Raw genomic sequence first — 24,283 nt, 5'->3', positions numbered from 1 at the left:
GTGGATTAAGGCCCCGACCAGCGGGGCATCTGGGCCGCCATGGACGAACAGCTATCGCCGGCGGCCCGTCGCGCCCCGGCCTCCGCATCCCGCCGGCGGGCGTCGTGAGCACCGACACCGCGACCGGCACCGTACGGACCAACGTCCCGGCCCGCCTCGACCGGCTGCCGTGGTCCCGCTGGCACTGGATGATCGTCATCGGTCTGGGCACGGTCTGGATCCTCGACGGGCTCGAGGTGACGATCGTCGGGAACCTCTCCGGCAAGCTCGCCGAGCCGGGCAGCGGCCTGGACATCACCCAGAGCCAGGTCACCGGCCTGGCCGCCGCGCTCTACGTCGCGGGCGCCTGTACCGGCGCGCTCCTGTTCGGGTGGCTCACCGACCGGTTCGGCCGCAAGAAGCTGTTCCTGCTGACGCTCGGGCTGTACCTGGTCGCCACCGCGCTCACCGCGCTGTCGTTCGACACCTGGTGGTTCTTCCTGTTCCGGTTCCTCACCGGCATGGGCATCGGCGGTGAGTACGCCGCCATCAACTCGGCGATCGACGAGCTGATCCCGGCCCGCCACCGCGGCCGCATCGACATCATCATCAACGGCACGTTCTGGCTCGGCGCGGCGCTCGGCGCGCTGCTGACCGTACCGCTGCTCAACGGCCTGCCGACCAACCTCGGCTGGCGGGTGGCGTTCGGGCTGGGCGCGGTGCTCGGCGTGGTGATCCTGCTGGTGCGCCGGCACGTACCGGAGAGCCCACGGTGGCTGTTCATCCACGGGCACGCCGACGAGGCCAACCACCTCGTGGACTCGGTCGAGGCCGAGGTGAGACGGGAGACCGGCAGGGACCTCGCCGAGGCGGACGACTACATCGAGATCCGGCAGCGCAGGAGCACGAACTTCCTGGAGATCGCCCGGACGCTGTTCCGCCGCTACCCGAAACGGGCCACGCTGGGCTTCGCGCTCTTCATCGGCCAGGCGTTCCTCTACAACGCGATCACGTTCGGGTTCGCCCAGATCCTGGAGACGTTCTTCGACGTCCCGCCCGGCAACAGCGGCTACTACTTCGCGGTGATCGCGGTCGGCAACCTGCTCGGCCCGCTGCTGCTGGGCCGGCTGTTCGACACCGTCGGCCGGGTGCCGATGATCGCCGGTTCGTACATCGGCTCGGGTGTGCTGCTGCTCGGCACGGCCTGGCTGTTCCACTCCGGCGTGCTGAGCGCCGTGACCATGACCGCCTGCTGGTGCGCGGTGCTGTTCTTCGCCTCGGCCGGCGCGAGCGCGGCGTACCTGACGGTCAGCGAGATCTTCCCGATGGAGACCCGGGCCATGGCGATCGCGTTCTTCTACGCGATCGGCACCGCCGCCGGTGGCATCACCGGTCCGCTGCTCTTCGCCAAGCTGGTCGGCAGCGGCGAGGTCGGGCAGACCGTGCTGGCGTTCGTCATCGGCGCCACCGTCATGATCATCGGCGGGCTGGTGGAGCTGGCGCTCGGCGTCAAGGCCGAGGGCAGGTCGCTGGAGGACCTGGCCACCCCGCTGAGCGCGGAACACGCGGGGGTGCCGTCGCAGCGCGGCGGCGAGACGACCACCCCGGCCGCCGGCGCGCCCACCGGCTGACCGCGTACCCCGGCGCCCCCGCTCCCGACGGGCGGGGGCGCCGGGGCGTCACGGCAGCGCGCACGGCTCCCGCCAGGAGTCCAGCTGGCGGTCCTTGCGGATCGAGGCGAAGCCGTAGCCGACCGAGGTGACGCAGAAGTCCGCCGGCTCGCCGGTGTACTCGACGTGGAAGACCGGCTTGCCGGCGTCGACGAACGGCAGCAGCTTCGCGCACTCGCGGCGGCGTACGCACTCCTGGTTGACCGCGAAGTCGAAGTCGGGGGCCAGCGCGGCCACCTGCGCGACGTCGTCGACCAGGCCGGGGGAGAGGTCCAGCTTGCGGGCCAGCCCGGCCAGCCGGCGGTTGAACAGCAGCTGGTCGTCGAAGTCCAGCGGGAAGCCGGAGCGGTGCCGGTAGACGTCCGCGTCGGCGAACGCCACCGCGCCGAAACCCTTGCCCCGGCACAGCCGGAACCGGTCGGCCAGCACCGGCGCGAGCGCGTCCCAGTTCCGTACGTCCAGGAAGCGGCTTCCCGGCCGCCCCGGCACGGCCGTGCCGCGTACGGCGGCGGGGAAGCGGGTGGCGTCCGGTTCGTCGGCGGCGTACGTGCCGACCCGGACGTGGCAGACCAGCCGGCGGTCCTGCTCGCGCAGCGCGGCGGTCTCGGCCGAGGTGGTCGCCACCGGGTCGAGGAGGAAGACGTCGGCGTCGACGGTGGTGTCCACCGGGGTGGTGAGCTGCCACTGCCACCGCCAGCTGCCGGCCTGGGCGGCCGGCCAGGGCGTGGGCGCGCCGGGCGGCGTGATCGGCCGGCGGCAGGCCGGCACCGGGGCGAGCAGCAGCGCGGTCAGCGCGAGCGCCACGCCCCGGCGCGGGCCACGTCGGCGGACGTGGGCCGGCCGGGAGCGCGGCACGGCCCACACCGGCCGGATCCGCATCGACAGCTCCCCGGACGCGGGCGGCCCGACGCCGCCCCCGACCGGTCAACGAGCGCCGGGCCGGTCACGACGCGCGGTCAGCTCGGGGTGGCGAAGACCTGCGTCCAGTACGGCCCGTTGCTGCGCGCAACGCCCACACCGATCTGGGTGTACGAGCAGTTGAGGATGTTCTTCCGGTGGCCTTCGGAGTTCATCCAGCCCTCCATGACCGCCGCCGGGGTCTGGTAGTTCCAGGCCACGTTCTCGCCCACCATGCGGTAGCTGTAGCCGGCGGCCTTGACCCGGTCCCAGGGCTGGCTGCCGTCGCTGCCCGTGTGGTCCATCTTCTTGTGGTCGGCCTGGTCCTGGCTGTGCCGCTGGGCGGCCAGGTTCAGCTTGGCGTTGACGGTGAGCGCCTTGCAGCCGGCCTTCGCCCGCTCCTGGTTGACGATCGTGACGACCTTCTGGAGTTCGGCGCTGAGCCCGGTCGTGGCGGTGGCCTTGGTGCTCGTGGAGCCGCCGCTCGACCCGTTCGACCCGCCGCCGCTCGGGGCGCTGCTGCGCTCCTGCTGCCGCGACGGTGCGGTGCTGCGGCTCGGCTTCGGGGTGGCCTTCTTCGTCGGGCTCGGCGCGGCGGTGGTCGGTACGGCCGACGGGCTCGCCGACTCGGGTGCGAGCGCGTCGGCCGGCCCCTCCTCGGTGCCGTCGGGCGCCTGCGGCGCGGCGGCCACCGGGGCGTCGGCGGACGTGCGCTTGGTGCCCTGGTCGTCGCCGGGCAGCAGGACGGCGCCCACGCCGAGGCTCACCACGAGCGTCGCCGCGGCGGCGGTCCCGCCGATCACGAGCGGTCGGGACAGGCGCCGCTTCGGGCGCCGGTCGTCGGCGGGGGTGTCGGTCGCCGGCTGCCAGGTCGCGGCGGGCTGCTCCCAGCCGCCGGCCGGCTGCTCGTGCCCCTGCCAGGCGGTGGGCTGCTCATGGCCCTGCCACGCCGCGGGCTGTTCCTGGCCCTGCCACGCCGCGGGCTGTTCCTGGCCCTGCCACGCGGGCTCCTGGCCGTGCCAGGCGGCGGTCGGCTGCTCCTCGCCGTTCCACCGGTCCCGGGGCGGCGGGTAGGAGCCGGCGGGTCCGTAGACCGGGGGCGCGCTCTCGGGGCGGTAGCCCTCGGCGGCCGGCGCGGGTCCGTGACCGGCGGGCGGCTGCTGCGCTCCGTCCCCGAACAGGTACGACGACCGCGGCTCGGGCCGGTCGCTGAGCCACGCCGGACCCTCGTCGGTCGGCGGCTCGGGACGCCGGCGGGCGCCCTCCGGTTCGATCGGGTCGTTCCAGCGGTACACGCCTGTCCCCTCCACGGGTCGGTTGCGGGCCCGGGTGACGCTACGGGTGCGCTCCAAGCTGCGGCAACGTGGCTAAGAAAGAGTTAAGGCGAAGCCGGCGGCAAGGATGAGTCGTTCACACATTTCCGGCGTACAGTAAAGGCGTCCGGACAGAGCGTGTCCGCGCCTTGTGGCAGCCCCCCGGCGAGTGGACCGGCCGACGTGGAGATGATCTACGGCCTTGGTCAACTTGACGAAGGAGGGGGTTTCGGCTCAATATGTAGGTGTCGCCAGTCGCGCCCAGCCATGCCCCGATGCAGTGGGAATGGTAGCCGCGAACATCATGGGCGCGCGTTGGCCGGCCTTTCCGGCAGCGCACATCAAGGAGTCAGCATGGCGAAGGCCCTCTACGGCCACGTAAGTGCAGCGCCCGACCGGCGTCTGCTCGACGAGGTCACCCGACTGCGTGCCAGGGTTCAGGCACTGGAGTTCGAGATCACGCGTCTGCGCGCCGACAACGATCGGCTCGCGGCGGCAGCGGCGGAGGCGGATGACCTCCTCCGTCTGGCTGAGCCCGCACTGACCTGATCTCCAGTTGTCGGAAAACTGAATCGCACCACACCGAAAAGCGCGCCGACACTCAAGTGCCGGCGCGCAGCCATGTTCGTACCCCTTTTCGTCGCTGCCGCCGCAATTATCGATCTTGCGGAACCGCCCGGAATTGCGCCCGGTAATTGTGATCATGCATTTCCGTTCCCTCCGCGGCCACCGGGCCGAAAGCGGACAGCCGGTCCGGCGGGTGGGTCGCGTGGCGGCGGCGCCCCGGTCGCGGGTTAGTCTGCGGGTTCACCAGGTCCGCGCAGCCGGCGACGGTACGGCGGCCACCGGACGAGGATCGAGAAGGTGCATCTCAAGAGCCTGACGGTGAAGGGCTTCAAATCCTTCGCCTCCGCCACGACGTTGAAGCTGGAGCCCGGGATCACCTGCGTGGTGGGCCCGAACGGCTCCGGCAAGTCCAACGTCGTCGACGCCATCGCCTGGGTGCTCGGCGAGCAGGGCGCCAAGGCGCTGCGCGGCGGCAAGATGGAGGACGTCATCTTCGCCGGCACCGCCGGGCGGGCGCCGCTGGGCCGGGCCGAGGTCACCCTCACCATCGACAACACCGACGGCGCGCTGCCGATCGAGTACACCGAGGTCTCCATCACCCGCCGGATGTTCCGCTCCGGCGAGAGCGAGTACGAGATCAACGGCGACTCCTGCCGTCTGCTGGACATCCAGGAGCTGCTGTCCGACTCGGGCATCGGCCGCGAGATGCACATCATCGTCGGGCAGGGCCGGCTCGACGGGATGCTGCACGCCAAGCCGGAGGACCGGCGGGCGTTCATCGAGGAGGCGGCGGGCGTCCTCAAGCACCGCAAGCGCAAGGAGAAGGCGCTGCGGAAGCTCGACGCGATGCAGACCAACCTCAACCGCCTGACCGACCTCACCGCGGAGCTGCGCCGCCAGCTCAAGCCGCTGGGCCGGCAGGCCGAGGTGGCCCGCCGCGCCGCCGGGATCCAGGCCAACCTGCGCGACGCCCGGCTGCGGCTGCTCGCCGACGACCTGCACACGCTGCGGACCACACTGGACAAGGAGATCGCCGACGAGACCGCGCTGCGCGAGCGGCGCGAGCTGATCGAGGCCGAGCACGGCGAGGTGCAGGGCCGCCTCGGCGAGCTGGAGGCGGCGCTGGCCGAGGACGCGCCGCTGCTCGCGGCGGCGCAGGACACCTGGTACCGCCTCTCCGCGCTCCAGGAGCGGTTCCGCTCGATCGAGCAGTTGGCCCGGGAGCGGCTGCGTCACCTCAGCGCCGCCGGCGACGACGAGCGCCCCGGCCGCGACCCGGAGCAGCTGGAGGCGGAGTCGCGGCGCGTACGCGAGCAGGAGGAGGAGCTGCGCGCCGCGCTCACCGAGGACCAGATCCGGCTGGCCGAGGCGGTCGAGCACCGCCAGGAGCTGGAACGGCAGCTCGCCGCGGCCGAGCGGGAACTGGTTGCCGCTGCCAAGGCCATCGCCGACCGGCGGGAGGGGCTGGCCCGCCTGACCGGCCAGGTCAACTCCGCCCGGGCGCGGACCACGAGCGCGGGCGAGGAGATCGAACGGCTGGCCGCCGCGCACACCGACGCGATGGGCCGGGCCGAGAAGGCGCAGGCCGACCTGGACGCGGTCGCCGAACAGTCCACCGAGGCGGACCGGGACAACGCCGACCTGGACGCCCGGCACGACGAGGCGGTGGCCGTGCACGAGCGGGCCCAGGCGGCGGTGCGCAGCCTGGCCGACGGTGAGCGCGCCGCCGAGAAGGACGCCGCCACCTGGAAGGCTCGCGAGGAGGCGCTCGCCATGGGCCTGCGCCGCAAGGACGGCGCCGGTGAGCTGCTCGCCCGCGCCGACCAGGTGCCGGGGCTGCTCGGCAGCCTCGCCGGGCTGCTCACCGTCGCCCCCGGTGACGAGGCGGCGCTCGCCGCCGCGCTGGGCGGCCTGGCCGACGCGGTGGCGGTCAGCGGCGTGGACGAAGCGGTCGAGGCGATGCGGCTGCTCAAGATCTCCGACGCCGGCCGGGCCGGGCTGCTCGTCGGCAGCCCCGCCGGACCGGGCATGGACGGCTCCGCCGACGCGCTGCGCCCGAAGCTGCCCGAGGGCGCCCGCTGGGCCCCCGACCTGGTGGAGTGCTCGGCGGCGATCCGTCCCGCCGTGCACCGGGCGCTGCGCGACGTGGCGCTCGTCGACGACCTGGCCGCCGCGTCCGCGCTCGTTGCCGCGAACCCGGAGCTGCGCGCGGTCACGCCCGACGGCGACGTGGTCGGGGCGTACGCGGCGGCGGGCGGGTCGGCCAAGGCGCCGAGCTTCATCGAGGTGCAGGCCGCCGTCGAGGAGGCGCGCGCCAACCGGGCCACCGCCGAACGCACCGCCGCCGAGCTGCGCGAACAGCTGGCCGAGGCGCGCGCCGAGGTGACCGCCGCCAAGGAGGCGGTGCAGCACGCCGCCGCCGCCAAGCGGGAGGCGGAGAGCCACCGCAACGCCGCCGCGCGCCGCCTCGCCGAACTGGGCGCCGCCGCCCGCTCGGCGAAGGCGGAGACCGACCGTCTCGGCGAGTCCCGGGCCCGCGCCGAGGCGGCCCGGGAACGGGATCTGGCCGCGCTCGCCGAGTTGGAGGAACGGCTCCGGCTGGCCGAGGCCACCCCGATCGACGCCGAGCCGTCCACCGAGGAGCGGGACCAGCTCGCCGCCATGGTGCCGCAGGCACGGCAGAACGAGATGGAGGTCCGGCTCGCGGTGCGTACCGCCGAGGAGCGGGTGGCCTCGATCGCCGGGCGGGCCGACTCGCTGGCCCGGCAGGCCACCGCCGAACGGGCGGCGCGGGAGCGCGCCGCGGCCCGGCGCGCGGCCCGTACGCGCGGCGCCCAGATCGCGCGGGCCGTGGTCGGCGGCGCCCGCGAGGCGCTCACCCGGCTCACCGTCTCGATCGCCCGGGCCGAGGAGCACCGCGACGCCGTCGCCCGCGAGCGCGCCGCCCGCGAGGCCGAGCTGTCCGAGGTACGCGGCGCGGCCAAGCGCCTCGCCGCCGAGCTGGAACGGCTCACCAGCCAGGTGCACCGCGACGAGGTGGCCCGCGCCGAGCAGCGGATGCGCATCGAGCAGCTGGAGGCGAAGGCCGCCGAGGACTTCGGGCTGGACGTGGCCACGCTCGTCGCCGAGTACGGCCCGGACCGGCTGGTCCCGCCCACCGACGCGGACGTGGCGCTGGCCGAGAAGGACGGCCGGCCGGTGCCCGAGCCGGTCCGCTACGAGCGGCCGGTGCAGGAGAAGCGGGCGGCCAAGGCGGAGCGGGAACTGGCCCTGCTGGGCAAGGTGAACCCGCTCGCGCTGGAGGAGTTCGCGGCGCTGGAGGAGCGCTTCAAGTTCCTCTCCGAGCAGCTGGAGGATCTCAAGGCCACCCGGCGCGACCTGCTCACAGTGGTCAAGGACGTGGACGACCGCATCCTGGAGGTCTTCGCCAGCGCGTTCGAAGACACCGCCCGGGAGTTCGAGCAGGTCTTCACCGTGCTGTTCCCCGGCGGCGAGGGCCGGTTGGTGCTCACCGACCCGGAGGACCTGCTCACCACCGGTGTCGAGGTCGAGGCCCGCCCGCCGGGCAAGAAGATCAAGCGGCTCTCGCTGCTCTCCGGCGGGGAGCGGTCGCTGACCGCCGTGGCGATGCTCGTGGCGATCTTCCGCGCCCGGCCCAGCCCGTTCTACATCATGGACGAGGTGGAGGCGGCGCTCGACGACGTGAACCTGGGCCGCCTGATCACGCTGCTGGCGCAGTTGCGGGAGAAGAGCCAGCTCATCGTGATCACGCACCAGAAGCGGACCATGGAGATCGCCGACGCGCTCTACGGGGTGACCATGCGCGCCGGTGTTACCCAGGTGATCAGCCAGCGGCTCAACCGGGCCGACGACGAGGAACAGGTGACGAGCGAGTGAGTCGGGAACGCGCCACGGCGCTCCTGGTGGACTTCGACGGCGTGCTGCGCCGCTGGGATCCGGCGGTGGCCGCCGGTGTCGAGCGGGAGTACGGGCTGACCGAGGGTGTCCTCGGTGAGATCGCGATGTCCTGGGGAATGCTCCAGCCGGTGCTCACCGGCCAGGTCAGCCACGCCCAGTGGATGATGAGCGTCGCCGACGCGCTGACCCCCGCGGTCGGCGTGGATCGGGCGCGTGCGGCCGTTGCGGAGTGGCAGAGCTACCGCGGCGAGGTCGACCCGGAGGTGCTGGCGTTCGTCCGCGAGGTGCGGGCGGCGGGCATCCGGGTGGGGCTGGGCACCAACGCCACCGACCTGCTCGACGCCGACCTGGCCGCGCTGGGCCTGACCGAGGAGCTGGACGTGATCGTCAACTCCTCGGTCATCGGGGTGCACAAGCCGGCGAAGGAGTACTTCCAGGCCGCCTGCGAGGCACTGGGGACGCCGCCGGGGCGGGTGCTGTTCGTCGACGACGAGGACCGCGCGGTGGCCGGTGCCCGGGTGGCGGGCCTGTCCGCGCACCGCTGGAGCGGCCCGGCCGACCTGCGGTACCTGCGGGCGGCGCTGGCGTACTGAGCCGGGTCAGCTTCCGGTCACGCCGTCGACGCGTTCCCGGATCAGGTCCGCGTGGCCGTTGTGCCGGGCGTACTCCTCGATCACGTGCACGTACACCCAGCGGAGGCTGATCTCGCCGGTGCTGCCGTCGGGCAGGCGGTGCCGGAACGTGTGGTCCAGCGGCAGGTCGGCAACGGCTCGGTCGGCCGCCTCGATCTCGGCCCGCAGCGTGGCGAACGCCTCGGCCGGGTCCGCGTCGGCGATGTCGTTGAGGTCGGCGTCCGGGTCGGTGCTGTAGTCGTAGAGGTCCGGCAGGTCCAGGCCGGCGGCGCGGTGGCGGAACCACCACCGTTCGACGTCGGCCAGGTGCCGGACCAGGCCGAGCAGCGTCAGCCCGGAGGGCTCCACGCTCGGTGTGCGCAGTTGCTCGGCGGTCAGCCCGGCGCACTTGTGTTGCAGGGTGTCACGGTGGAGGTCGAGCCAGCCTTGCAGCATGGTGCGCTCGTCGGCGACGTAGGGCTCGTGGCGGCGGTCGATCTCGGGTGCGGTCCAGGTCATCCGAGGGATGCTAGGTGAGCGCCGGGCACGCCGCGACGCGTTAACCGCCGGGTCACGGCACCACGACGACCGGCCAGCGGCCGGTGCGGACCAGCCGGGTGGCGACCGAGCCGACCAGCCTGTGCCCGGCCTGCTCGGAGGAGCCGACCACCACCATGTCGGCCCGGTGCTCGTCGGCGGCCCGGCACAGCTCGGTGTAGGCGTCGCCGCGCCGGCACAGGAACGTCACCGGCAGGTCCAGCTCCTCGGCCCCGCGCCGGCACTCGGCGCGCAGCTCGTCGGCCAGCTCGTCGTGGGTCTGCTGGACCGCCCCGGCCACCACGCCGGAGAGCATCGCGCTGTACGAGGCCGGCGAGCTGACGAACACCGCCACCAGCGTGGCGCCCTGCCGCCGGGCCAGTCCGGCGGCGTACGCGGCGGCGCGCATCGAGGTGCGGCTGCCGTCCACGCCGACGAGGACCACCCGTGGCCCGTCCGTACCCCGTTCGTAGGGCAGCGGACGGGTCCGCGGGCCGTACCGCTCACGTTCCGCGGCGTCCATCGTCAGTCTCCCGCTCGCGCCGGGATCGCGTCGGCCGTCTCCCGCCCGGCGGGGACCGGCTCGGCGTTGGAGCGGCGCAGCGGCACCTCCCGGATGAGGACCACCGCGACGAGGGCGAGTAGCCCGAACGGCGCGGCGGCCAGGAAGATGTCACCGGCGGCGTGGCCGTACGCGGCCTCGACCACGTCCCGGATCGGGCCGGGCAGCGTGTGCACGTCCGGCAGCCCGCCGCCGCCCGACCCGGAGGCCGGGATGCCGAGGCGGCTCAGGCCGTCGGCCATGTAGCCGGTGACCCGGTGCCCGAGCACCGCGCCGAGCGCGCTCACGCCGATCGCGCCGCCGAGGCTGCGGAAGAACGCCACCACCGAGCTGGCCGCGCCGAGTTCGTCCGGGCGGACCGTGTTCTGCACGGCCAGCACCAGGTTCTGCATGCTCATGCCGACGCCGAGGCCGATCAGGGCCATGAAGACGGCGAGGTGCCAGTACGGTGTGTCCGCGCGCATGGTGCCCATCAGCGCGAAGCCGGCGGTGAGCAGCACCGAGCCGATGACCAGCCAGCTCTTCCAGCGGCCGGTGGCGGTGATGATCCGGCCGACCACCGTGGAGGAGACCAGCAGGCCGCCGATCATCGGGAGCGTCATCAGGCCGGACATGGTCGGGCTGGCGCCGCGGCTGATCTGGAAGTACTGCCCGAGGAACACCGAGGCGCCGAACATGCCGACGCCGACCGCGATGCTGGCGACGACGGCGAGCGTGATGGTGCGGTTGCGGAACAGCCGCGGCGGGATCATCGGGTCGGCGGCACGCTTCTCGACCCGGGCGGCGAGCACGCCGAGCGCCGCCGCGCCGGCCACCATCACGCCGCTCTGCCAGGAGATCCAGTCGTACTTGTCGCCGGCCAGCGTGATCCAGACGAGCAGCAGCGAGACGGCGGCGGTGATGAGCGTGGCGCCCCACCAGTCGATCTTCACCTCGCGCTTGACCACCGGCAGGCGCAGCGTCCGCTGGAGCACGACCAGGGCGAGCACGGCGAACGGCACGCCGACGTAGAAGCACCAGCGCCAGCCGAGCCAGGAGGTGTCCACGATCACGCCGCCGATCAGCGGGCCGCCGATGGTGCCGACGGCCATGACCGCGCCGAGGTAGCCGCTGTACCGGCCGCGCTCGCGCGGCGCGATCATCGTCGCCATGATCACCTGGGCGAGGGCGGTGAGGCCGCCCGCGCCGACGCCCTGCACGACCCGGCAGGCGATCAGCTCACCGGTGGTCTGTGCCTGCCCGGCGAGCACCGAGCCCAGCACGAAGACCACCAGGGAGAGCTGGACCAGCAGCTTCTTGCTGAACAGGTCGGAGAGCTTGCCCCAGATGGGCGTGGTCGCGGTGGTCGCCAGCAGCGTCGAGGTGACCACCCAGGTGTACGCGGACTGGCCGCCGCGCAGGTCGGTGATGATCCGCGGCAGCGCGTTGGAGACGACCGTGGAGGAGAGGATCGCGACGAACATGCCCAGCAGCAGCCCGGAGAGCGCCTCCAGGATCTGCCGGTGGGACATGTCGACGGCGGTCGCCCGTGCGGGCGCAGTCGCCTGAGTCATCGTGGATTGCCTCCGGAGCGGGGGAGAAAGGTTGCCTCGGGCAACCGTAGGAGGTGGTTGCCCAAAGCAACAACTTCGCCCGGGCGGGCTTTGTTCCAGGTGGGGCCGGGTCAGAACGACTCGTTGAAGCGGTGCATCAGGCGGGCGAGGTCCGCGACGTCCTCTTGCGGCCAGCTTTCGAGGGAACGCCTTATCTGTCCGAGTCGGGCCGCCCGGGCCGCGTCGAACCGCCGGGTGCCCTCCTCGGTGAGGCTGAGCTGGGCCGCCCGGCGGTCCGTCGGGTCCGGGTCGCGGCGGACCAGGCCCAGTGCCTCCAGCCCGCCGATCTGGCGGCTGAGCGTGCCCTTGCCGATGCCCAGCTTCGCGGCCAGGTCGGTGAGCCGGATCGAGCCCGAGCGGCGCAGCCAGAGCAGCAGGCCGTACGCGTTGGGCTCCAGATTCGGGTGGACCTCGCGGGCGATCTCCCAGGACAGCGCCCGGCCGCGGCGCAGCAACGCGGTCAACTCGTGCTCCACGGCGCGCAGCGTCTCGTCCACGCTCAGAGGGTACTCAGTCCCCGTCGCTGAGTTGCTGTTGCGCCACCGGCCGCAGCTCGCCGTCGCTGGTCGTGCCCTCGATCACCACGGCGGCCTTACGGCCCTGGTGGGTGAGCGTGGCCACCGCGTTGCCGAAATAGGGTCCGGCCAGCTTCCGCCAGCGCACCGGCGGGCGGCGTACCCCGGCCGAACGCGCCAGCGCCCGGGTCGCCCCGGCCGGACCCGGATTCCAGCCGAGCGTCATCAGCGGGCGCATGCCGGCCGGCACCTGGTTGTGGATCGGCGAACAGGTGAGCTGGTGCACGGGCGTGCGGACGTCACGGTCGGCGAACCGGGCCCGGGCCACGTACGAGTGGTGCACGTCACCGGAGAGCACGCTGATCGAGGCCGGTCGCGCGTACGCCGGCCCGGCGCCCACCCGCGCCCCGGTGCGCGGCGCGGTGCCGCTGCCCAGCCGCGCGAACAGCTCGCCCAGCGCCTCGAACGAGCGCCGGAACGCCGCCCAGTGCTCCAGGTCCAGGGCCCGGCGGATCTGCTCGGAGAGCCGGGCCACCCAGGGCCGGCTGGAGTCGGCCAGGCGCTCGTTCCACGCCTCGACGTGGTGGATGCCCGGCGGCAGCAGCCACGGCAGCGAGCTGCCCACCACCAGGTGGTCGTAGGTGCCGTGCGCCTGGTCGAGGAACCACGACCACTCGCCCGGCGGCAGCATCGCCCGGTTGCCCGGCTGGAGCACCCGGCTGGACCGGTTGTCCAGCATGACCAGGCGGGTACGGCCCAGGTCCAGCGCGTAGCTCCACTGGTACTGCACGGCCCGCCAGCGCTCGGTGTCGTGCGCCAGGTCGGCCTCCTTGTCGACCCGCTCGCCGAACTCGTGCAGCACGCTCGTGGCGTCCTCGGCGGCCATCACCTTCGCGTACACCGGGTCGGCGGCGATCTCGTCCGGGCTCAGGTTGCCCAGGTGCTGATAGACCCAGTAGGAGGCGAGGCCGCTGCGGATCCGCTCGGCCCACCACGGCTGCTCGCGCATGTCCGCGCGCCACGACTGCGAGGTGTTCCAGTCGTCGATCACCTCGTGGTCGTCGAAGATCATCACGCTCGGCACGGTGGAGAACAGCCAGCGGATCTCCGGGTCGCGCCACGACTCCAGGTAGAGCTTGGTGTACTCGTCGAAGCTGACCACCTGCGTCGCCGGGGCGTCCTTCGGCCGCCGCCGGCGCCGCTTGAGCAGCCGCCGCACCGTCGGCGAGGTCTCGTCCGCGTACACCTGGTCGCCGAGCAGCACCAGCAGGTCGGGCAGCGCGGCGTCGTCGGGCGCGGCCATCACCCGCCGGGCGTACGCGTCGAGCGCGTCCGGCGGCAGCTTCCGCGCGGTGGAGTGCTGGGTGGTCTCCCGGCAGGAGCCGAACAGCAGCCGCACCGGCTGGTCCGCGTCGTCGAGCGCGCGGGTCCGGATCACGCTGGGCGGGAACGACGAGTCGGGCAGCGGCCACGCCACCTCGTCGTCGATCAGCACCTCGTAGGTCGTGACGCTGTCCGGGGTGAGCCCGGTCACCACCACGATCGCGTAGTGGTGGTCGTACGCGGAGAAGGTCGGTGCGCTGCCGGTGGCGCCGTCGGCCGTGCGGACGGTGACCACCGCGGGCGCGCTCGTCTCGACCCAGACGGTCGCCCGCGTGTCGACGACCCGGCGCAGCAACGGGCCGATGAGCAGGCGGGAACCGGGCACGACATACACCTCCGACAAGATCGTTTCGGCTGTTCCCTACCCGGCCGGCGGTTGCGGTACGCCTTCCGGTGCGAGCGTACCCGCAGGTTGTTCGCGTGCCGAGGCGGTGAGTGGGACGCCGTCGCCGGCATCTGACAGGATTTCGGGCATGACGGAATACCTCCTCGTCGCTCTCGCCCTGCTCGGCGTGCTGATCATCGGCGGCCTGAGCCTCGTGGTGCCCCGGCTGCGCCGGCGCCCGCAGCCGCCGCTGCCGCGTACGGAGGTCGACACCCGGACGGAGGAGGACCTGGCCGGCCCGCCGGTCGAGGCCCCGGAGGCGGAACTCACCACCGGCGTGGTGGTGGAGGCGCCGCCGGCCCCTCCGGTCGAGGTGCCGCAGGTCGAGGTGCCGGAACCCACGGCCGGCCGCCTGGTCCGGCTGCGCTCGCGGCTGTCCCGCTCGCAGAACGTCTTCGGCAAGGGCCTGCTCGGCCTGCTCAGCCGCGACCGGCTGGACGAGGACACCTGGGAGGAGATCGAGGACAGCCTGATCACCGCCGACGTCGGCATCGACGCCACCCGGGAGATCGTCGACCGGCTGCGCGAGCGGACCCGGGTGCTCGGCACCCGTACCGGTGACGAACTGCGGGCGCTGCTCGCCGCCGAGCTGGTCAACGCGCTCGACCCGGGCCTGGACCGCGCGCTGCGCACCGCGCCGAAGGAGGGCGTCCCGGCGGTGGTGCTCGTGGTCGGCGTCAACGGCGCCGGCAAGACCACCACCTGCGGCAAGATCGCCCGGGTGCTGGTCGCGGACGGCCGCAGCGTGCTGCTCGGCGCGGCCGACACGTTCCGGGCCGCCGCCGCCGACCAGCTGGAGACCTGGGGCGGCCGGGTGGGCGCCGAGACGGTCCGCGGGCCCGAGGCCGCCGACCCGGCGAGCGTCGCGTTCGACGCGGTCAAGCGCGGCATCGACACCGGCGTCGACACCGTGCTCATCGACACCGCCGGCCGGCTGCAGAACAAGGTCGGCCTGATGGACGAGCTGGGCAAGGTCAAGCGGGTGGTGGAGAAGCACGGCCCGATCGACGAGACGCTGCTGATCCTCGACGCCACCACCGGCCAGAACGGGCTGGAGCAGGCGCGGGTCTTCACCGAGGCGGTGAACGTCACCGGCGTGGTGCTGACCAAGCTCGACGGCACGGCCAAGGGCGGCATCGTGATCGCCGTGCAGCGCAAGCTCGGCATCCCGGTCAAGCTCGTCGGCCTCGGCGAGGGCAAGGACGACCTGGCCCCGTTCGACCCGGCCCAGTTCGTCGACGCGTTGCTCGGCACCGAGCCGCTCGCCCGGGACGCGTAGCCTCTCCCGTGACGACTGACGATCGCGCCTACGCGGGGTGGCGCGACCCCAGCCACCCGTCGCCACGCCTCGGGAGACCGTACGTGACTTCGCAGGAGATCCCGCTGCACGGCGGGAACGTGAGCACAGTGGTCCGTGTGGGCGACACGGTCCGGCGCAACGCCGGCCCGTGGACGCCCTCCGTGCACGCGCTGCTGCGCCACCTGGAGTACGTCGGATTCACCGGCGCGCCCCGGGCGCTCGGCATGGACGAGCGCAACCGGGAGGTCCTGTCGTACCTGGAGGGGGAGTGCGGGGAGTACCCGCTGGCCCCGCACTGGGTCACCGACGAGGCCCTGGTGACGGTGGCCACCATGCTGCGGATGTTCCACGACGCGCAGTACGGCTTCACCCCGCCGCCCGGCGCGGTCTGGCGCTCGTTCGGGCCGCCCCCGCCGGACACCGAGGTCATCTGCCACCATGACGCCGCGCCGCACAACGTGATCTGGCGGCCGGACGGCACGCTCGGGCTGATCGACTTCGACCTCGCCTCGCCGGGCGCCCGCATCTACGACGTGGCGTACGCGGCCTGGACCTGGGTGCCGATCTTCTCCGACCGCGACTCGATCACGCTCGGCTGGAAGCACCCGGACCGGCCGCGCCGGCTGCGGCTGTTCGCCGACGCGTACGGGCTGATCCCGCGCGACCGGCACCGCCTCATCCGGACCATCCGCAAGCGCATCGTCGACCACGTCGAGGGCATCCGGCGGATGGCCGCCGCCGGTGAGCCGGCGTTCGTCCGGATCGTCCACAAGGGTCACCTGCGTCGCCCTATGCGCGACCTGCGGCTGCTCGACTACGAGCGGCACCAGCTGGAGTACGCGCTCCGCTGACCAAGATCGGCGTTCTTCACACGCCGGAAACAACCCGTCACGCGTCGGAAATCGCGCGGTGTCGCTGAAGGAAACAGCCGGCGACAAAGCTTCCGCGCAACCGGCTGACGGGCGATGCTGCCAGGTCTCAGTCGGAGGGAGGAATACGACAACGAGAGGAGGCAGCGTGGAGATCGACACCGGGAACACTGCCTGGTTGCTTGTCTCGACTGCCCTCGTGCTGCTCATGACCCCCGGTCTCGCGCTGTTCTACGGCGGCCTGAACCGGTCCAAGGGCGTTCTGAACATGATGATGATGAGCTTCTCGTCCATCGGGCTCGTCAGCATCCTGTGGCTTTTCTACGGCTTCACCGTCGCCTTCGGCGAGGGCGGCAGGTTCTGGGGTGACCTGGGCCAGTACCTGGGCACCAAGACCTTCGTCGGCGAGAACGACCTGTGGGGCGAGACCGGCATCCCGATCTACGTCTTCATCGCCTTCCAGATGATGTTCGCGATCATCACCGTGGCGCTGATCAGCGGCGCGCTCTCCGACCGGGTGAAGTTCGCCGGCTGGCTGCTGTTCGCGTTCGGCTGGGCCACCCTGGTCTACTTCCCGGTCGCCCACATGGTCTGGGGCGGCGGGCTGATCGGCGGCGACATCGGCGCGCTGGACTTCGCCGGTGGTACCGCCGTGCACATCAACGCCGGTGCGGCGGCGCTCGCGCTGGTGCTCGTGCTCGGCAAGCGGGTCGGCTGGCCGCGCGAGAGCATGAAGCCGCACAACGTCCCGATGGTCGCCCTCGGCGCCGCGCTGCTGTGGTTCGGCTGGTTCGGCTTCAACGCCGGCTCCGAGCTGACCGCCGACGGGGTCACCGCGCTGGCGTTCATCAACACCCAGGTCGCCACCGCCGCCGCGCTGCTCGGCTGGATCGTGGTGGAGTGGCTGCGCGACGGCAAGCCGACCCTGGTCGGCGCCTCGTCCGGCGCCATCGCCGGCCTGGTCGCGATCACCCCGGCCTGTGCGTTCATCACCCCGGCCGCAGCGGTGCTGCTGGGCGTGGTGGCCGGTGCGGTCTGCGCCCTCGCGGTCGGCCTGAAGTACCGGCTCGGCTACGACGACTCGCTCGACGTGGTCGGCGTGCACTTCGTCGGCGGCTGGATCGGCTGCCTCTGGATCGGCCTGTTCGGCACCGCCTCGGTCAGCTCGCTGGTGGAGACCGACGGCCTGTTCGTCGGCGGCGACGCCTCGCTGCTCGGCAAGCAGGCGATCAGCGCGCTGATCGTGAGCGTCTACTCGTTCGTGGTCGCCTTCGCCCTGGGCTTCGTGATCGACAAGACGATCGGCCTGCGGGTCTCCGCCGAGGCCGAGGTCGACGGCATCGACATCGCCGAGCACGCGGAGAGCGGCTACGACCTGTCGCCCACCACGGGCAGCAGCGGTGGCGCGTTCGCGATGGCCGGGATCGGCGCCGGCAAGCCGGCCGCGGAGCCCGCCGTCGAGTCCGACGAGTCCGCGCCGGTCAGCGAGAAGGTCGCCGGTTAACGTTCCTGGGATGGAGGGGTTGGACATGAAGCTGGTGACCGCGGTCATCAAGCCGTACCAGCTGGACGCGGTGAAGGAGGCCCTGCACGCGCTCGGCGTGGCCGGGCTGACCGTCAGCGAGGTCCAGGGCTACGGCCGGCAGAAGGGGCACACCGAGGTCTACCGGGGTGCCGAGTACACGGTCGAGTTCCTGCCCAAGATCCGGGTCGAGGTGCTCACCGACGAGATGGACGTCGACAAGATCGTGGACGCGATCGTCGGCGCCGCCCGGACCGGCAAGATCGGCGACGGCAAGGTCTGGGTGACCGGCGTCGAGGAGGTCGTCCGGGTGCGTACCGGCGAGCGCGGGCTCGACGCCCTCTGATCGCCGGATCCGCCGACATGACCTCGTTGACCACCGCCACCGGCCCCTCCGAGGGCCAGGCGGTGGTCAACGAGGTCGTCGGCGTACCCGGGGGCATCGGCGCGGCCGCCCGGTCCGCGCGGGCCGACGCGCTCGACGCCTGGCTGTGCCGGGCCTTCCCGGACCGGGACGGCGTCGCGCTCGTCGCGGTGGGCGGGCTGGGCCGCCGCCAGTGCGCCCCCTACGGCGACCTCGACCTGGTGCTGCTGCACGCCGGGGTGCCCGGCATCGACGAGCTGGCCGCGTCGCTCTGGTATCCGATCTGGGACGCCGGACTGCGGCTGGACCACTCGGTGCGCACCGTAGCCGAGGCGCTGTCGGTGGCCCAGGACGACGTCAAGGTCGCCCTCGGCCTGCTCGACGCCCGGCACGTGGCGGGCGACCCGGCGCTCACCGACCAGCTCTCCCGTACCGCCACCGACCACTGGCGGCGGACCGCGATCCGCCAGCTCCCCGGCCTGCGCGAGATCACCGCCGCCCGCTGGGAGGCGCACGGCGAACTGGCCTTCCTGCTCGAAGGCGACCTCAAGGAGGCGGCCGGCGGGCTGCGCGACGTGGGCATCCTGCGCGCCATCGCCACCGCCGGGGTCACCGACGCGCTCCGCCCGGCCGTGTACGCGGCACACCGGCGGCTGCTGGACACCCGCGACGCGCTGCACCAGCAGGTGGGCCGCCGGGTCGACCGCCTGGTCGCCCAGGAACGCGAGGGCGTGGCGCGCCTGCTCGGCGCCGAGGACGGCGACGCGCTGCTGCGGCTGGTGGCCGGCGACGCCCGCACGGTGAGCCACGCCCTCGACGACGCCTGGCGGGCCGCCGACCGGCTCCGCTCCGGGCGGCACCGCGCCGCGCCCGGCCGTCCGCTGCGCCGCCCGGTCGCCCGGGACGTGGTGGAGCAGGACGGGGAACTGGTGCTCGCCCGCACCGCCATCGGGGCCCGCCCCGACCCGAGCCTGTCGCTGCGCGTGGCCGCCGCGGCCGCCACCACCCGGCTGCCGATCGCGCGGGCCACCTGCGAGTGGCTGGCCGCGTACTGCCCGCCGCTGCCCGCGCCCTGGCCACCGGCGGCCCGCGCCGCGCTGATCACCCTGCTCGGCGCCGGTCCGGGCCTGGTGCCCGCATGGGAGACCTGCGACAGGTACGGGCTGATCGACCGCTGGCTGCCCGAGTGGACCCGGATGCGCAGCCTGCCCCAGCACAACCCGGTGCACCGGTTCACGCTCGACCGGCACCTGGTGCAGACCGCGTACGAGGCGAGCCGGCACACCCGCGACGTGGAACGGCCGGACCTGCTGCTGCTCGGCGCGTTCCTGCACGACATCGGCAAGGGACTGCCCGGTGACCATTCGACAGTGGGCGCGCCGCTGGCCGAGGCGGTCGCCACCCGGGTCGGGCTGCCGCCGGACGAGGCGGCGCTCATCGGCACACTGGTCCGGCTGCACCTGCTGCTGCCCGACGTGGCCACCCGGCGCGACCTGTCCGACCCGAAGACCATCGCGGGGGTCGCCGGGCGCGTCGGCGACACCGGCACGCTGGAACTGCTGCACGCCCTGGTCCGCGCCGACGCCGCCGCCACCGGCCCGGCCGCCTGGTCCGGCTGGAAGGGCCGGCTGATCGCCGAACTGGTGAGCCGGGTGCGCACCACGCTGGACACGGGCGTGGTGCCCGCCCCGCCGGCCCCGGACCCGGCGCTGGTGGCGGGGCCGCTGCCGGTCGTACACCTGGGGGAGGACCGGGTGTCGGTGGCCGCGGCCGACCGGCGCGGGCTGCTCGCGACGGTCGCCGGCTGCCTGGCGCTGCACCGCCTGGAGGTGATCTCCGCGGACGCCGCCACCGTCGACGGCCGGGCCCTGGTCGAGTGCCGGGTGCAGCCGCGCTACGGGCTGGCCCCGGAGCCGATCGCGCTCAGCGCCGACCTGCGCCGCGCGGTCGGCGGCGACGTCTCGGTCATCCAGCGGCTGCGCGGGCGGGCGCTCGCCGCGCGCGGCCAGGGTGCCGCGCCCCGGGTGGTCTGGCACCGGGAGGCGGCCACCGACGCGGTCCTGCTGGAGCTGCGGGCCGCCGACGCGGCCGGGCTGCTGTACCGGGTCACCTGTGCGCTGGACGAGGCCGGCGCCCAGGTGCGTGCGGCCCGGATCTCGACGCTCGGCGGCGACGTGGTGGACACGTTCTACCTGGTCGGCGGCGGGCTCTCGGACGAGGAACGGGCCCGGATCGAGGCCGCCGTGCTCGCCGCCGTGTAGCGGAACGGGCTGCCGGGCCGGAGCGGGCGGGTGGGCGGCGGGATACCCTAACGGTGGGCTGGACCACCGGCCCGGCAGCATGTGCCCGCCGAAAACGACAAACGGGATGTTCGCGTGTTTGACACCTTGAGTGACCGCCTGTCCGGGATCTTCACCAAGCTCCGCGGCAAGGGCCGGCTCACCGACGCCGACATCGACGCCACCGCGCGCGAGATCCGGATGGCGTTGCTGGAGGCCGACGTCGCCCTGCCGGTGGTCAAGGGCTTCATCGCGAACGTCAAGGAGCGGGCGCGCAGCGCCGAGGTCTCCCAGGCGCTCAACCCGGCGCAGCAGATCGTCAAGATCGTCAACGAGGAGCTGATCAACGTCCTCGGTGGCGAGGGGCGGCGGCTCCAGTTCGCCAAGAACCCGCCGACGGTGATCATGCTGGCCGGCCTCCAGGGCTCCGGCAAGACGACGCTCGCCGGCAAGCTGGCCCGCTGGCTCAAGAGCCAGGGCCACCAGCCGCTGCTCGTCGCCGCCGACCTCCAGCGTCCCAACGCCGTCGGGCAGCTCCAGGTGCTCGGTGGCCGGGCCGGTGTCGAGGTGTACGCCCCGGCGCCCGGCAACGGCGTCGGCGACCCGGTGCAGGTGGCCCGCGACTCGATCGAGCACGCCCGCCGCGCCGCCCGGGACATCGTCATCGTCGACACCGCCGGCCGGCTCGGTATCGACACCGAGATGATGCAGCAGGCCGCGAACATCCGCGACGCGGTCCAGCCCGACGAGGTCATCTTCGTCATCGACGCCATGGTCGGTCAGGACGCGGTACGCACCGCCGAGGCGTTCCGCGACGGCGTGGGCATCACCGGCGTGGTGCTGTCCAAGCTCGACGGCGACGCCCGCGGTGGCGCCGCGCTCTCCGTCCGCGAGGTGACCGGCCAGCCGATCCTGTTCGCCTCCACCGGCGAGAAGCTGGAGGACTTCGACGTCTTCCACCCGGACCGGATGGCCAGCCGGATCCTCGGCATGGGCGACGTCCTCACTCTGATCGAGCAGGCCGAGGCGGCCTTCGACTCCGATCAGAAGGAGAAGATGACCGCCAAGCTGATGGGCGGGGAGACCTTCACGCTGGAGGACTTCCTCGACCAGCTCATCGCGGTCCGGCGGATGGGCCCGATCGCCAACGTGCTGGCCATGATGCCGGGCATGGGGCAGATGAAGGACCAGCTCGCCGAGCTGGACGACAAGCACTTCGACCGGGTCACCGCGATCATCCGGTCGATGACCCCGGCCGAGCGCACCAACCCGAAGATCATCAACGGCTCCCGCCGGGCCCGGATCGCGGGCGGCTCCGGCGTCACCGTCATGGACGTCAACCAGCTGCTCAACCGCTTCGCCGACGCGCAGAAGATGATGAAGCAGATGGGCGGCATGATGGGCCTGCCCGGCGGTGGCCGGCGCAAGGCGACCAAGTCGCCGAAGAACAAGCGCAAGGGTACGAAGGGCGGCGGGCGGCCGCGTACCGGCGCCGGGATGCCGGGTGGCTTCCCGGGCGGCATGCCGCAGCTTCCGCCGGGCCTGGACCCGGGTGACCTGGCCGGTGGGCAGGGCCTGCCGCCGGGCTTCAAGCTCCCGAAGATCGACTTCAACAAGCTGGGCAAGGGCGGCGACAAGGGCCCCCGCTAGCGTGTCGGTGACGGTGGGCGACATTGCTGTCTCTTAAGGTGATGTCGCCCCCTGGAAGGAGATGTCAATGACCGCGGCCCCGATCCTGCCGGAGCGGCACGAGTGGACGGTCGACGACCTGGGCGAGCTGCCCAAGGACCTTCCGTACGAACTGATCAACGGAAGGTTGATCGTGCCGTCGCCCACTCTGCTGCACCAGGACATGTGTGTCGAGTTGCTGCTCGCGCTCCGCGTCAACTGCCCGAAGGAGTACCAGGTCGGGATCGACCTGTCGATGCGGGTCGACCACCGGAACGAGCCCCGGCCGGACGTCGTCGCGGTCGTGCGGGGTAACGCCAACCGGAGCCCGTTGCCGGTCGAGGACGCGGTGCTCGCCGTCGAGGTCATCTCGCCGACCTCCACCTTCCGCGACATGTACGACAAGGCCAGGGTCTACGCGCACGCCGGTGTCCGCTCCTACTGGGTGCTCGACCCGGTCAAGGAGAAGATCACGCTGACTGAGTACGTGCTTGGCGCCAATCGCGAGTACAAGCAGGTCAGTCAGGCCGAGGACCTGTTCGTCACCGAGCGGCCCTGGAAGGTCTCGGTCGATCTGCCGGCGCTGACCGCGCGCCGCAACGACCTGCTCGCCGGCGAGGAGGACTGATCGGGTAGGACTGTGCACATGGCTCTGCACGTGCGCGGTGTGTTCCTTCCCGACGACGAGGTCCGGGACGTCTGGCTGGTCGGCGACCGGGTCACCTTCGAACCGGTGCCCGGCGCCGAGACGGTGGCCGACGGCGGTTTCGTCCTGCCCGGCCTGACCGACGCGCACTGTCACATCGGCATCGCCCGCGGCGGCAGCCCGATCACGTCGCTCGACCAGGCCCGGGAGCTGGCCCGGATCGACCGGGACGCGGGCGTGCTGGCGATCCGCGACGCCGGCTCGCCGTACCCGTACCCCGAACTGGAGGACGAGCCGGACCTGCCGCGACTGTCCCGCGCGGGCCGGCACGTCGCGCCGCCGAAGCGCTACCTGCGCGACATCGGCGTGGAGGTCGGCGCCGCGGAGGTGGCCGCGACGGTGGCCGCGCAGGCCGCGGCCGGCAACGGCTGGGTCAAGCTGGTCGGCGACTGGATCGACAGGGGGGTGGGGGACCTGGCGCCGGCCTGGGACGCCGACACCATGACCGCGGCGGTCGCCGCCGCGCACGCCGCCGGGGTACGCGCGGCGGTGCACACCTTCTCCGAGTCGGCCGTGGAGATCATGGTGCGGGCCGGGGTGGACTCGGTGGAGCACGGCACCGGGCTGAGCCTCGACCTGATCGACCTGATGGCCCGGCAGGGCACCGCGTTGGTCCCCACGATGATCAACATCCGGACGTTCGGCCACATCGCGGAGCAGGCCCGGCCCAAGTTCCCCGGGTACGCCGACCACATGCTCGCCCTGCGGGACCGCTTCCCCGAGGTGGTGCGCGCCGCGCACGAGGCGGGCGTGCCGATCTACGTCGGCACCGACGCGGGCGGCGGCATCGACCACGGCCTGGCGGCCGAGGAGATGCTGCTGCTGCACGAGCAGGCCGGGATGTCCGCCCCGGACGTGCTGGCGGCCGCCTCCTGGGGGGCCCGCGAGTGGCTCGGCTTCCCCGGACTGGTCGAGGGCGGCCTCGCCGACCTGGTGGTCTACCCCGAGGATCCGCGCCGCGACCTGCGCGTGGTCCGCGCGCCCAGCCGGATCGTGCTGCGCGGCCGGGTCGTCCGCTGAGCGGCCGTCGCGGGCGGCGGGCCTAGCGGGCGGTCGCCGCCATCACGAACAGGCGCACCGCCAGGTCGGCCAGCCGGTCGGCGGTCTCCTCGACCGGGCCGCCGGGCAGCACGATGTGGCTCACCACCAGGCGTACGACGCTGTCCGCCGCGAACGCCAGCGCCGCCGGGTCGGCGTCCGGCAGGCGGTGCCCGGTCCACTCCAGCAGCGCCGCCGCGGCCTCGGCGAGCACCAGTTCGGACCGGGTGGTCAGGTACGGCAGCAGCTCCTCCGAACCGCCCCGGGTGCTGGTCAGCACCGCCCGGACCAGCGGGTTCTCGGCGGCCGAGGCGAGGGTGCGGTGGATCGCCGCGTACGCGGCCGCGCGGACGTCCGAGTCGTGCTCGTCGAGCGCGGACCGGACCTGGCCGACGAACCGGTCCACCTCGTGCCGGGCCAGCGCATCGCCCAGGCCCGCCTTGGTGCCGAACTCGTTGTAGACCGTCTGCCGGCTCACCCCCGCCGCGCTCGCGACGGCGCCCATCCGGACCCCGGCCCAGCCGGTCGTGACGGTCAGCGAACGGGCGGCGTCGACGATCGACTCGCGCACCGGTGTGACATTCCTCGGCTTAGGCATGGTGATCGAA

Annotated in this window: 20 protein-coding genes; 12 read left to right on the top strand and 8 right to left on the bottom strand. The window is 73.1% G+C overall.

Going from position 1 to position 24,283, the window contains the following annotated elements; translation table 11 throughout:
- Positions 1–104 precede the first annotated feature (104 nt).
- Entirely contained in the window at positions 105–1,610 is a 1,506-nt protein-coding gene (locus ACN27C_RS00720; RefSeq protein ID WP_422750199.1) for an MFS transporter, read from the top strand.
- A 48-nt stretch (positions 1,611–1,658) separates the two neighbouring features.
- Here ACN27C_RS00720 and ACN27C_RS00715 read toward each other — a convergent pair whose 3' ends face one another.
- Together ACN27C_RS00715 and ACN27C_RS00710 are read right to left on the bottom strand one after the other, a co-directional pair.
- Positions 1,659–2,528 (bottom strand): endo alpha-1,4 polygalactosaminidase, encoded by an 870-nt coding sequence (locus tag ACN27C_RS00715; protein WP_393379077.1) that lies wholly within the window; start codon positions 2,526–2,528, stop codon positions 1,659–1,661.
- 77 nt (positions 2,529–2,605) lie between these two features.
- A complete protein-coding gene (locus ACN27C_RS00710; protein WP_422750198.1) occupies positions 2,606–3,841 on the bottom strand; it encodes a CAP domain-containing protein in 1,236 nt (411 codons plus the stop codon).
- A 372-nt stretch (positions 3,842–4,213) separates the two neighbouring features.
- Here ACN27C_RS00710 and ACN27C_RS00705 point away from each other — a divergent pair, with 372 nt between their 5' ends.
- From ACN27C_RS00705 to ACN27C_RS00695, 3 genes are all read left to right on the top strand, one after another.
- Complete coding sequence (locus tag ACN27C_RS00705) at positions 4,214–4,408, top strand: hypothetical protein (protein WP_013284566.1); 195 nt, start codon at positions 4,214–4,216, stop codon at positions 4,406–4,408.
- A 315-nt stretch (positions 4,409–4,723) separates the two neighbouring features.
- A complete protein-coding gene (gene smc / locus ACN27C_RS00700; protein ID WP_252449420.1) occupies positions 4,724–8,323 on the top strand; it encodes a chromosome segregation protein SMC in 3,600 nt (1,199 codons plus the stop codon).
- Complete coding sequence (locus ACN27C_RS00695) at positions 8,320–8,937, top strand: HAD family hydrolase (RefSeq protein ID WP_120571189.1); 618 nt, start codon at positions 8,320–8,322, stop codon at positions 8,935–8,937. The genes smc and ACN27C_RS00695 overlap by 4 nt, the downstream gene beginning before the upstream one ends.
- A 6-nt stretch (positions 8,938–8,943) precedes the next feature.
- On the opposite strand, the gene ACN27C_RS00690 is transcribed toward ACN27C_RS00695, so the two are convergent.
- The 5 genes from ACN27C_RS00690 to ACN27C_RS00670 all read right to left on the bottom strand — a co-directional run bounded on the left by ACN27C_RS00690 (position 8,944) and on the right by ACN27C_RS00670 (position 13,869).
- Positions 8,944–9,474, bottom strand: coding sequence for a DinB family protein (locus ACN27C_RS00690; RefSeq protein WP_120571188.1), 531 nt, complete (start codon positions 9,472–9,474; stop codon positions 8,944–8,946).
- Between the two features lie 52 nt (positions 9,475–9,526).
- The gene (locus tag ACN27C_RS00685) at positions 9,527–10,015 is read right to left on the bottom strand and encodes a universal stress protein (protein ID WP_358170202.1); all 489 of its coding nucleotides are present in this window, start codon (positions 10,013–10,015) and stop codon (positions 9,527–9,529) included.
- 2 nt (positions 10,016–10,017) lie between these two features.
- Positions 10,018–11,607 (bottom strand): MDR family MFS transporter, encoded by a 1,590-nt coding sequence (locus ACN27C_RS00680; RefSeq protein WP_121685479.1) that lies wholly within the window; start codon positions 11,605–11,607, stop codon positions 10,018–10,020.
- Positions 11,608–11,717: 110 nt separating this feature from the next.
- Positions 11,718–12,143 (bottom strand): MarR family winged helix-turn-helix transcriptional regulator, encoded by a 426-nt coding sequence (locus tag ACN27C_RS00675; RefSeq protein ID WP_120571185.1) that lies wholly within the window; start codon positions 12,141–12,143, stop codon positions 11,718–11,720.
- Positions 12,144–12,156: 13 nt separating this feature from the next.
- The gene (locus ACN27C_RS00670; RefSeq protein WP_121685480.1) at positions 12,157–13,869 is read right to left on the bottom strand and encodes an alkaline phosphatase D family protein; all 1,713 of its coding nucleotides are present in this window, start codon (positions 13,867–13,869) and stop codon (positions 12,157–12,159) included.
- Positions 13,870–14,017: 148 nt separating this feature from the next.
- Between ACN27C_RS00670 and ftsY the strand changes: the two genes are divergently transcribed.
- From ftsY to ACN27C_RS00630, 8 genes are all read left to right on the top strand, one after another.
- Positions 14,018–15,208: a signal recognition particle-docking protein FtsY gene (ftsY, locus tag ACN27C_RS00665; protein ID WP_120571183.1), complete on the top strand. Its 1,191-nt coding sequence runs from the start codon at positions 14,018–14,020 to the stop codon at positions 15,206–15,208.
- An 8-nt stretch (positions 15,209–15,216) separates the two neighbouring features.
- Positions 15,217–16,080 carry an aminoglycoside phosphotransferase family protein gene (locus tag ACN27C_RS00660; RefSeq protein WP_174361701.1) on the top strand — a complete coding sequence of 288 codons (864 nt, stop codon included), beginning with the start codon at positions 15,217–15,219 and terminating at the stop codon, positions 16,078–16,080.
- A gap of 166 nt (positions 16,081–16,246) precedes the next feature.
- Positions 16,247–17,602, top strand: a complete 1,356-nt coding sequence (locus tag ACN27C_RS00655) for an ammonium transporter (RefSeq protein WP_135243751.1) — start codon at positions 16,247–16,249, stop codon at positions 17,600–17,602.
- 25 nt (positions 17,603–17,627) lie between these two features.
- The gene (locus tag ACN27C_RS00650) at positions 17,628–17,966 is read left to right on the top strand and encodes a P-II family nitrogen regulator (RefSeq protein ID WP_013284578.1); all 339 of its coding nucleotides are present in this window, start codon (positions 17,628–17,630) and stop codon (positions 17,964–17,966) included.
- Between the two features lie 17 nt (positions 17,967–17,983).
- On the top strand, positions 17,984–20,245 hold the full coding sequence (locus tag ACN27C_RS00645; RefSeq protein WP_422750197.1) for a [protein-PII] uridylyltransferase: 2,262 nt from the start codon (positions 17,984–17,986) through the stop codon (positions 20,243–20,245).
- Between the two features lie 114 nt (positions 20,246–20,359).
- Complete coding sequence (ffh, locus tag ACN27C_RS00640) at positions 20,360–21,913, top strand: signal recognition particle protein (protein WP_121685483.1); 1,554 nt, start codon at positions 20,360–20,362, stop codon at positions 21,911–21,913.
- Positions 21,914–21,980: 67 nt separating this feature from the next.
- Positions 21,981–22,559, top strand: a complete 579-nt coding sequence (locus ACN27C_RS00635) for a Uma2 family endonuclease (protein ID WP_120571180.1) — start codon at positions 21,981–21,983, stop codon at positions 22,557–22,559.
- An 18-nt stretch (positions 22,560–22,577) separates the two neighbouring features.
- Positions 22,578–23,657, top strand: coding sequence for an amidohydrolase family protein (locus ACN27C_RS00630; protein ID WP_252449414.1), 1,080 nt, complete (start codon positions 22,578–22,580; stop codon positions 23,655–23,657).
- A 22-nt stretch (positions 23,658–23,679) separates the two neighbouring features.
- Here the strand turns inward: ACN27C_RS00630 and ACN27C_RS00625 are convergent, their stop codons facing one another.
- Positions 23,680–24,273 carry a TetR/AcrR family transcriptional regulator gene (locus ACN27C_RS00625; RefSeq protein ID WP_252449413.1) on the bottom strand — a complete coding sequence of 198 codons (594 nt, stop codon included), beginning with the start codon at positions 24,271–24,273 and terminating at the stop codon, positions 23,680–23,682.
- Positions 24,274–24,283: the final 10 nt, after the last annotated feature.

Origin of the sequence: Micromonospora sp. WMMD1219, assembly GCF_049315215.1 — a bacterium.
GTDB classification, from domain to species: domain Bacteria; phylum Actinomycetota; class Actinomycetes; order Mycobacteriales; family Micromonosporaceae; genus Micromonospora; species Micromonospora tulbaghiae.
This window is presented reverse-complemented; position numbering and strand designations above follow the sequence as displayed.

Excerpts from the sequence above, each read along its gene's own strand:
- ACN27C_RS00705 (WP_013284566.1), top strand. The coding sequence starts at position 4,214 with ATGGCGAAGGCCCTCTACGGCCACGTAAGTGCAGCGCCCGACCGGCGT.
- ACN27C_RS00630 (WP_252449414.1), top strand. The coding sequence starts at position 22,578 with ATGGCTCTGCACGTGCGCGGTGTGTTCCTTCCCGACGACGAGGTCCGG.
- ACN27C_RS00715 (WP_393379077.1), bottom strand. The coding sequence starts at position 2,528 with ATGCGGATCCGGCCGGTGTGGGCCGTGCCGCGCTCCCGGCCGGCCCAC.
- ACN27C_RS00625 (WP_252449413.1), bottom strand. The coding sequence starts at position 24,273 with ATGCCTAAGCCGAGGAATGTCACACCGGTGCGCGAGTCGATCGTCGAC.
- ACN27C_RS00645 (WP_422750197.1), top strand. The coding sequence starts at position 17,984 with ATGACCTCGTTGACCACCGCCACCGGCCCCTCCGAGGGCCAGGCGGTG.
- ACN27C_RS00650 (WP_013284578.1), top strand. The coding sequence starts at position 17,628 with ATGAAGCTGGTGACCGCGGTCATCAAGCCGTACCAGCTGGACGCGGTG.
- ACN27C_RS00635 (WP_120571180.1), top strand. The coding sequence starts at position 21,981 with ATGACCGCGGCCCCGATCCTGCCGGAGCGGCACGAGTGGACGGTCGAC.
- ACN27C_RS00685 (WP_358170202.1), bottom strand. The coding sequence starts at position 10,015 with ATGGACGCCGCGGAACGTGAGCGGTACGGCCCGCGGACCCGTCCGCTG.
- ACN27C_RS00690 (WP_120571188.1), bottom strand. The coding sequence starts at position 9,474 with ATGACCTGGACCGCACCCGAGATCGACCGCCGCCACGAGCCCTACGTC.
- ftsY (WP_120571183.1), top strand. The coding sequence starts at position 14,018 with ATGACGGAATACCTCCTCGTCGCTCTCGCCCTGCTCGGCGTGCTGATC.
- ACN27C_RS00680 (WP_121685479.1), bottom strand. The coding sequence starts at position 11,607 with ATGACTCAGGCGACTGCGCCCGCACGGGCGACCGCCGTCGACATGTCC.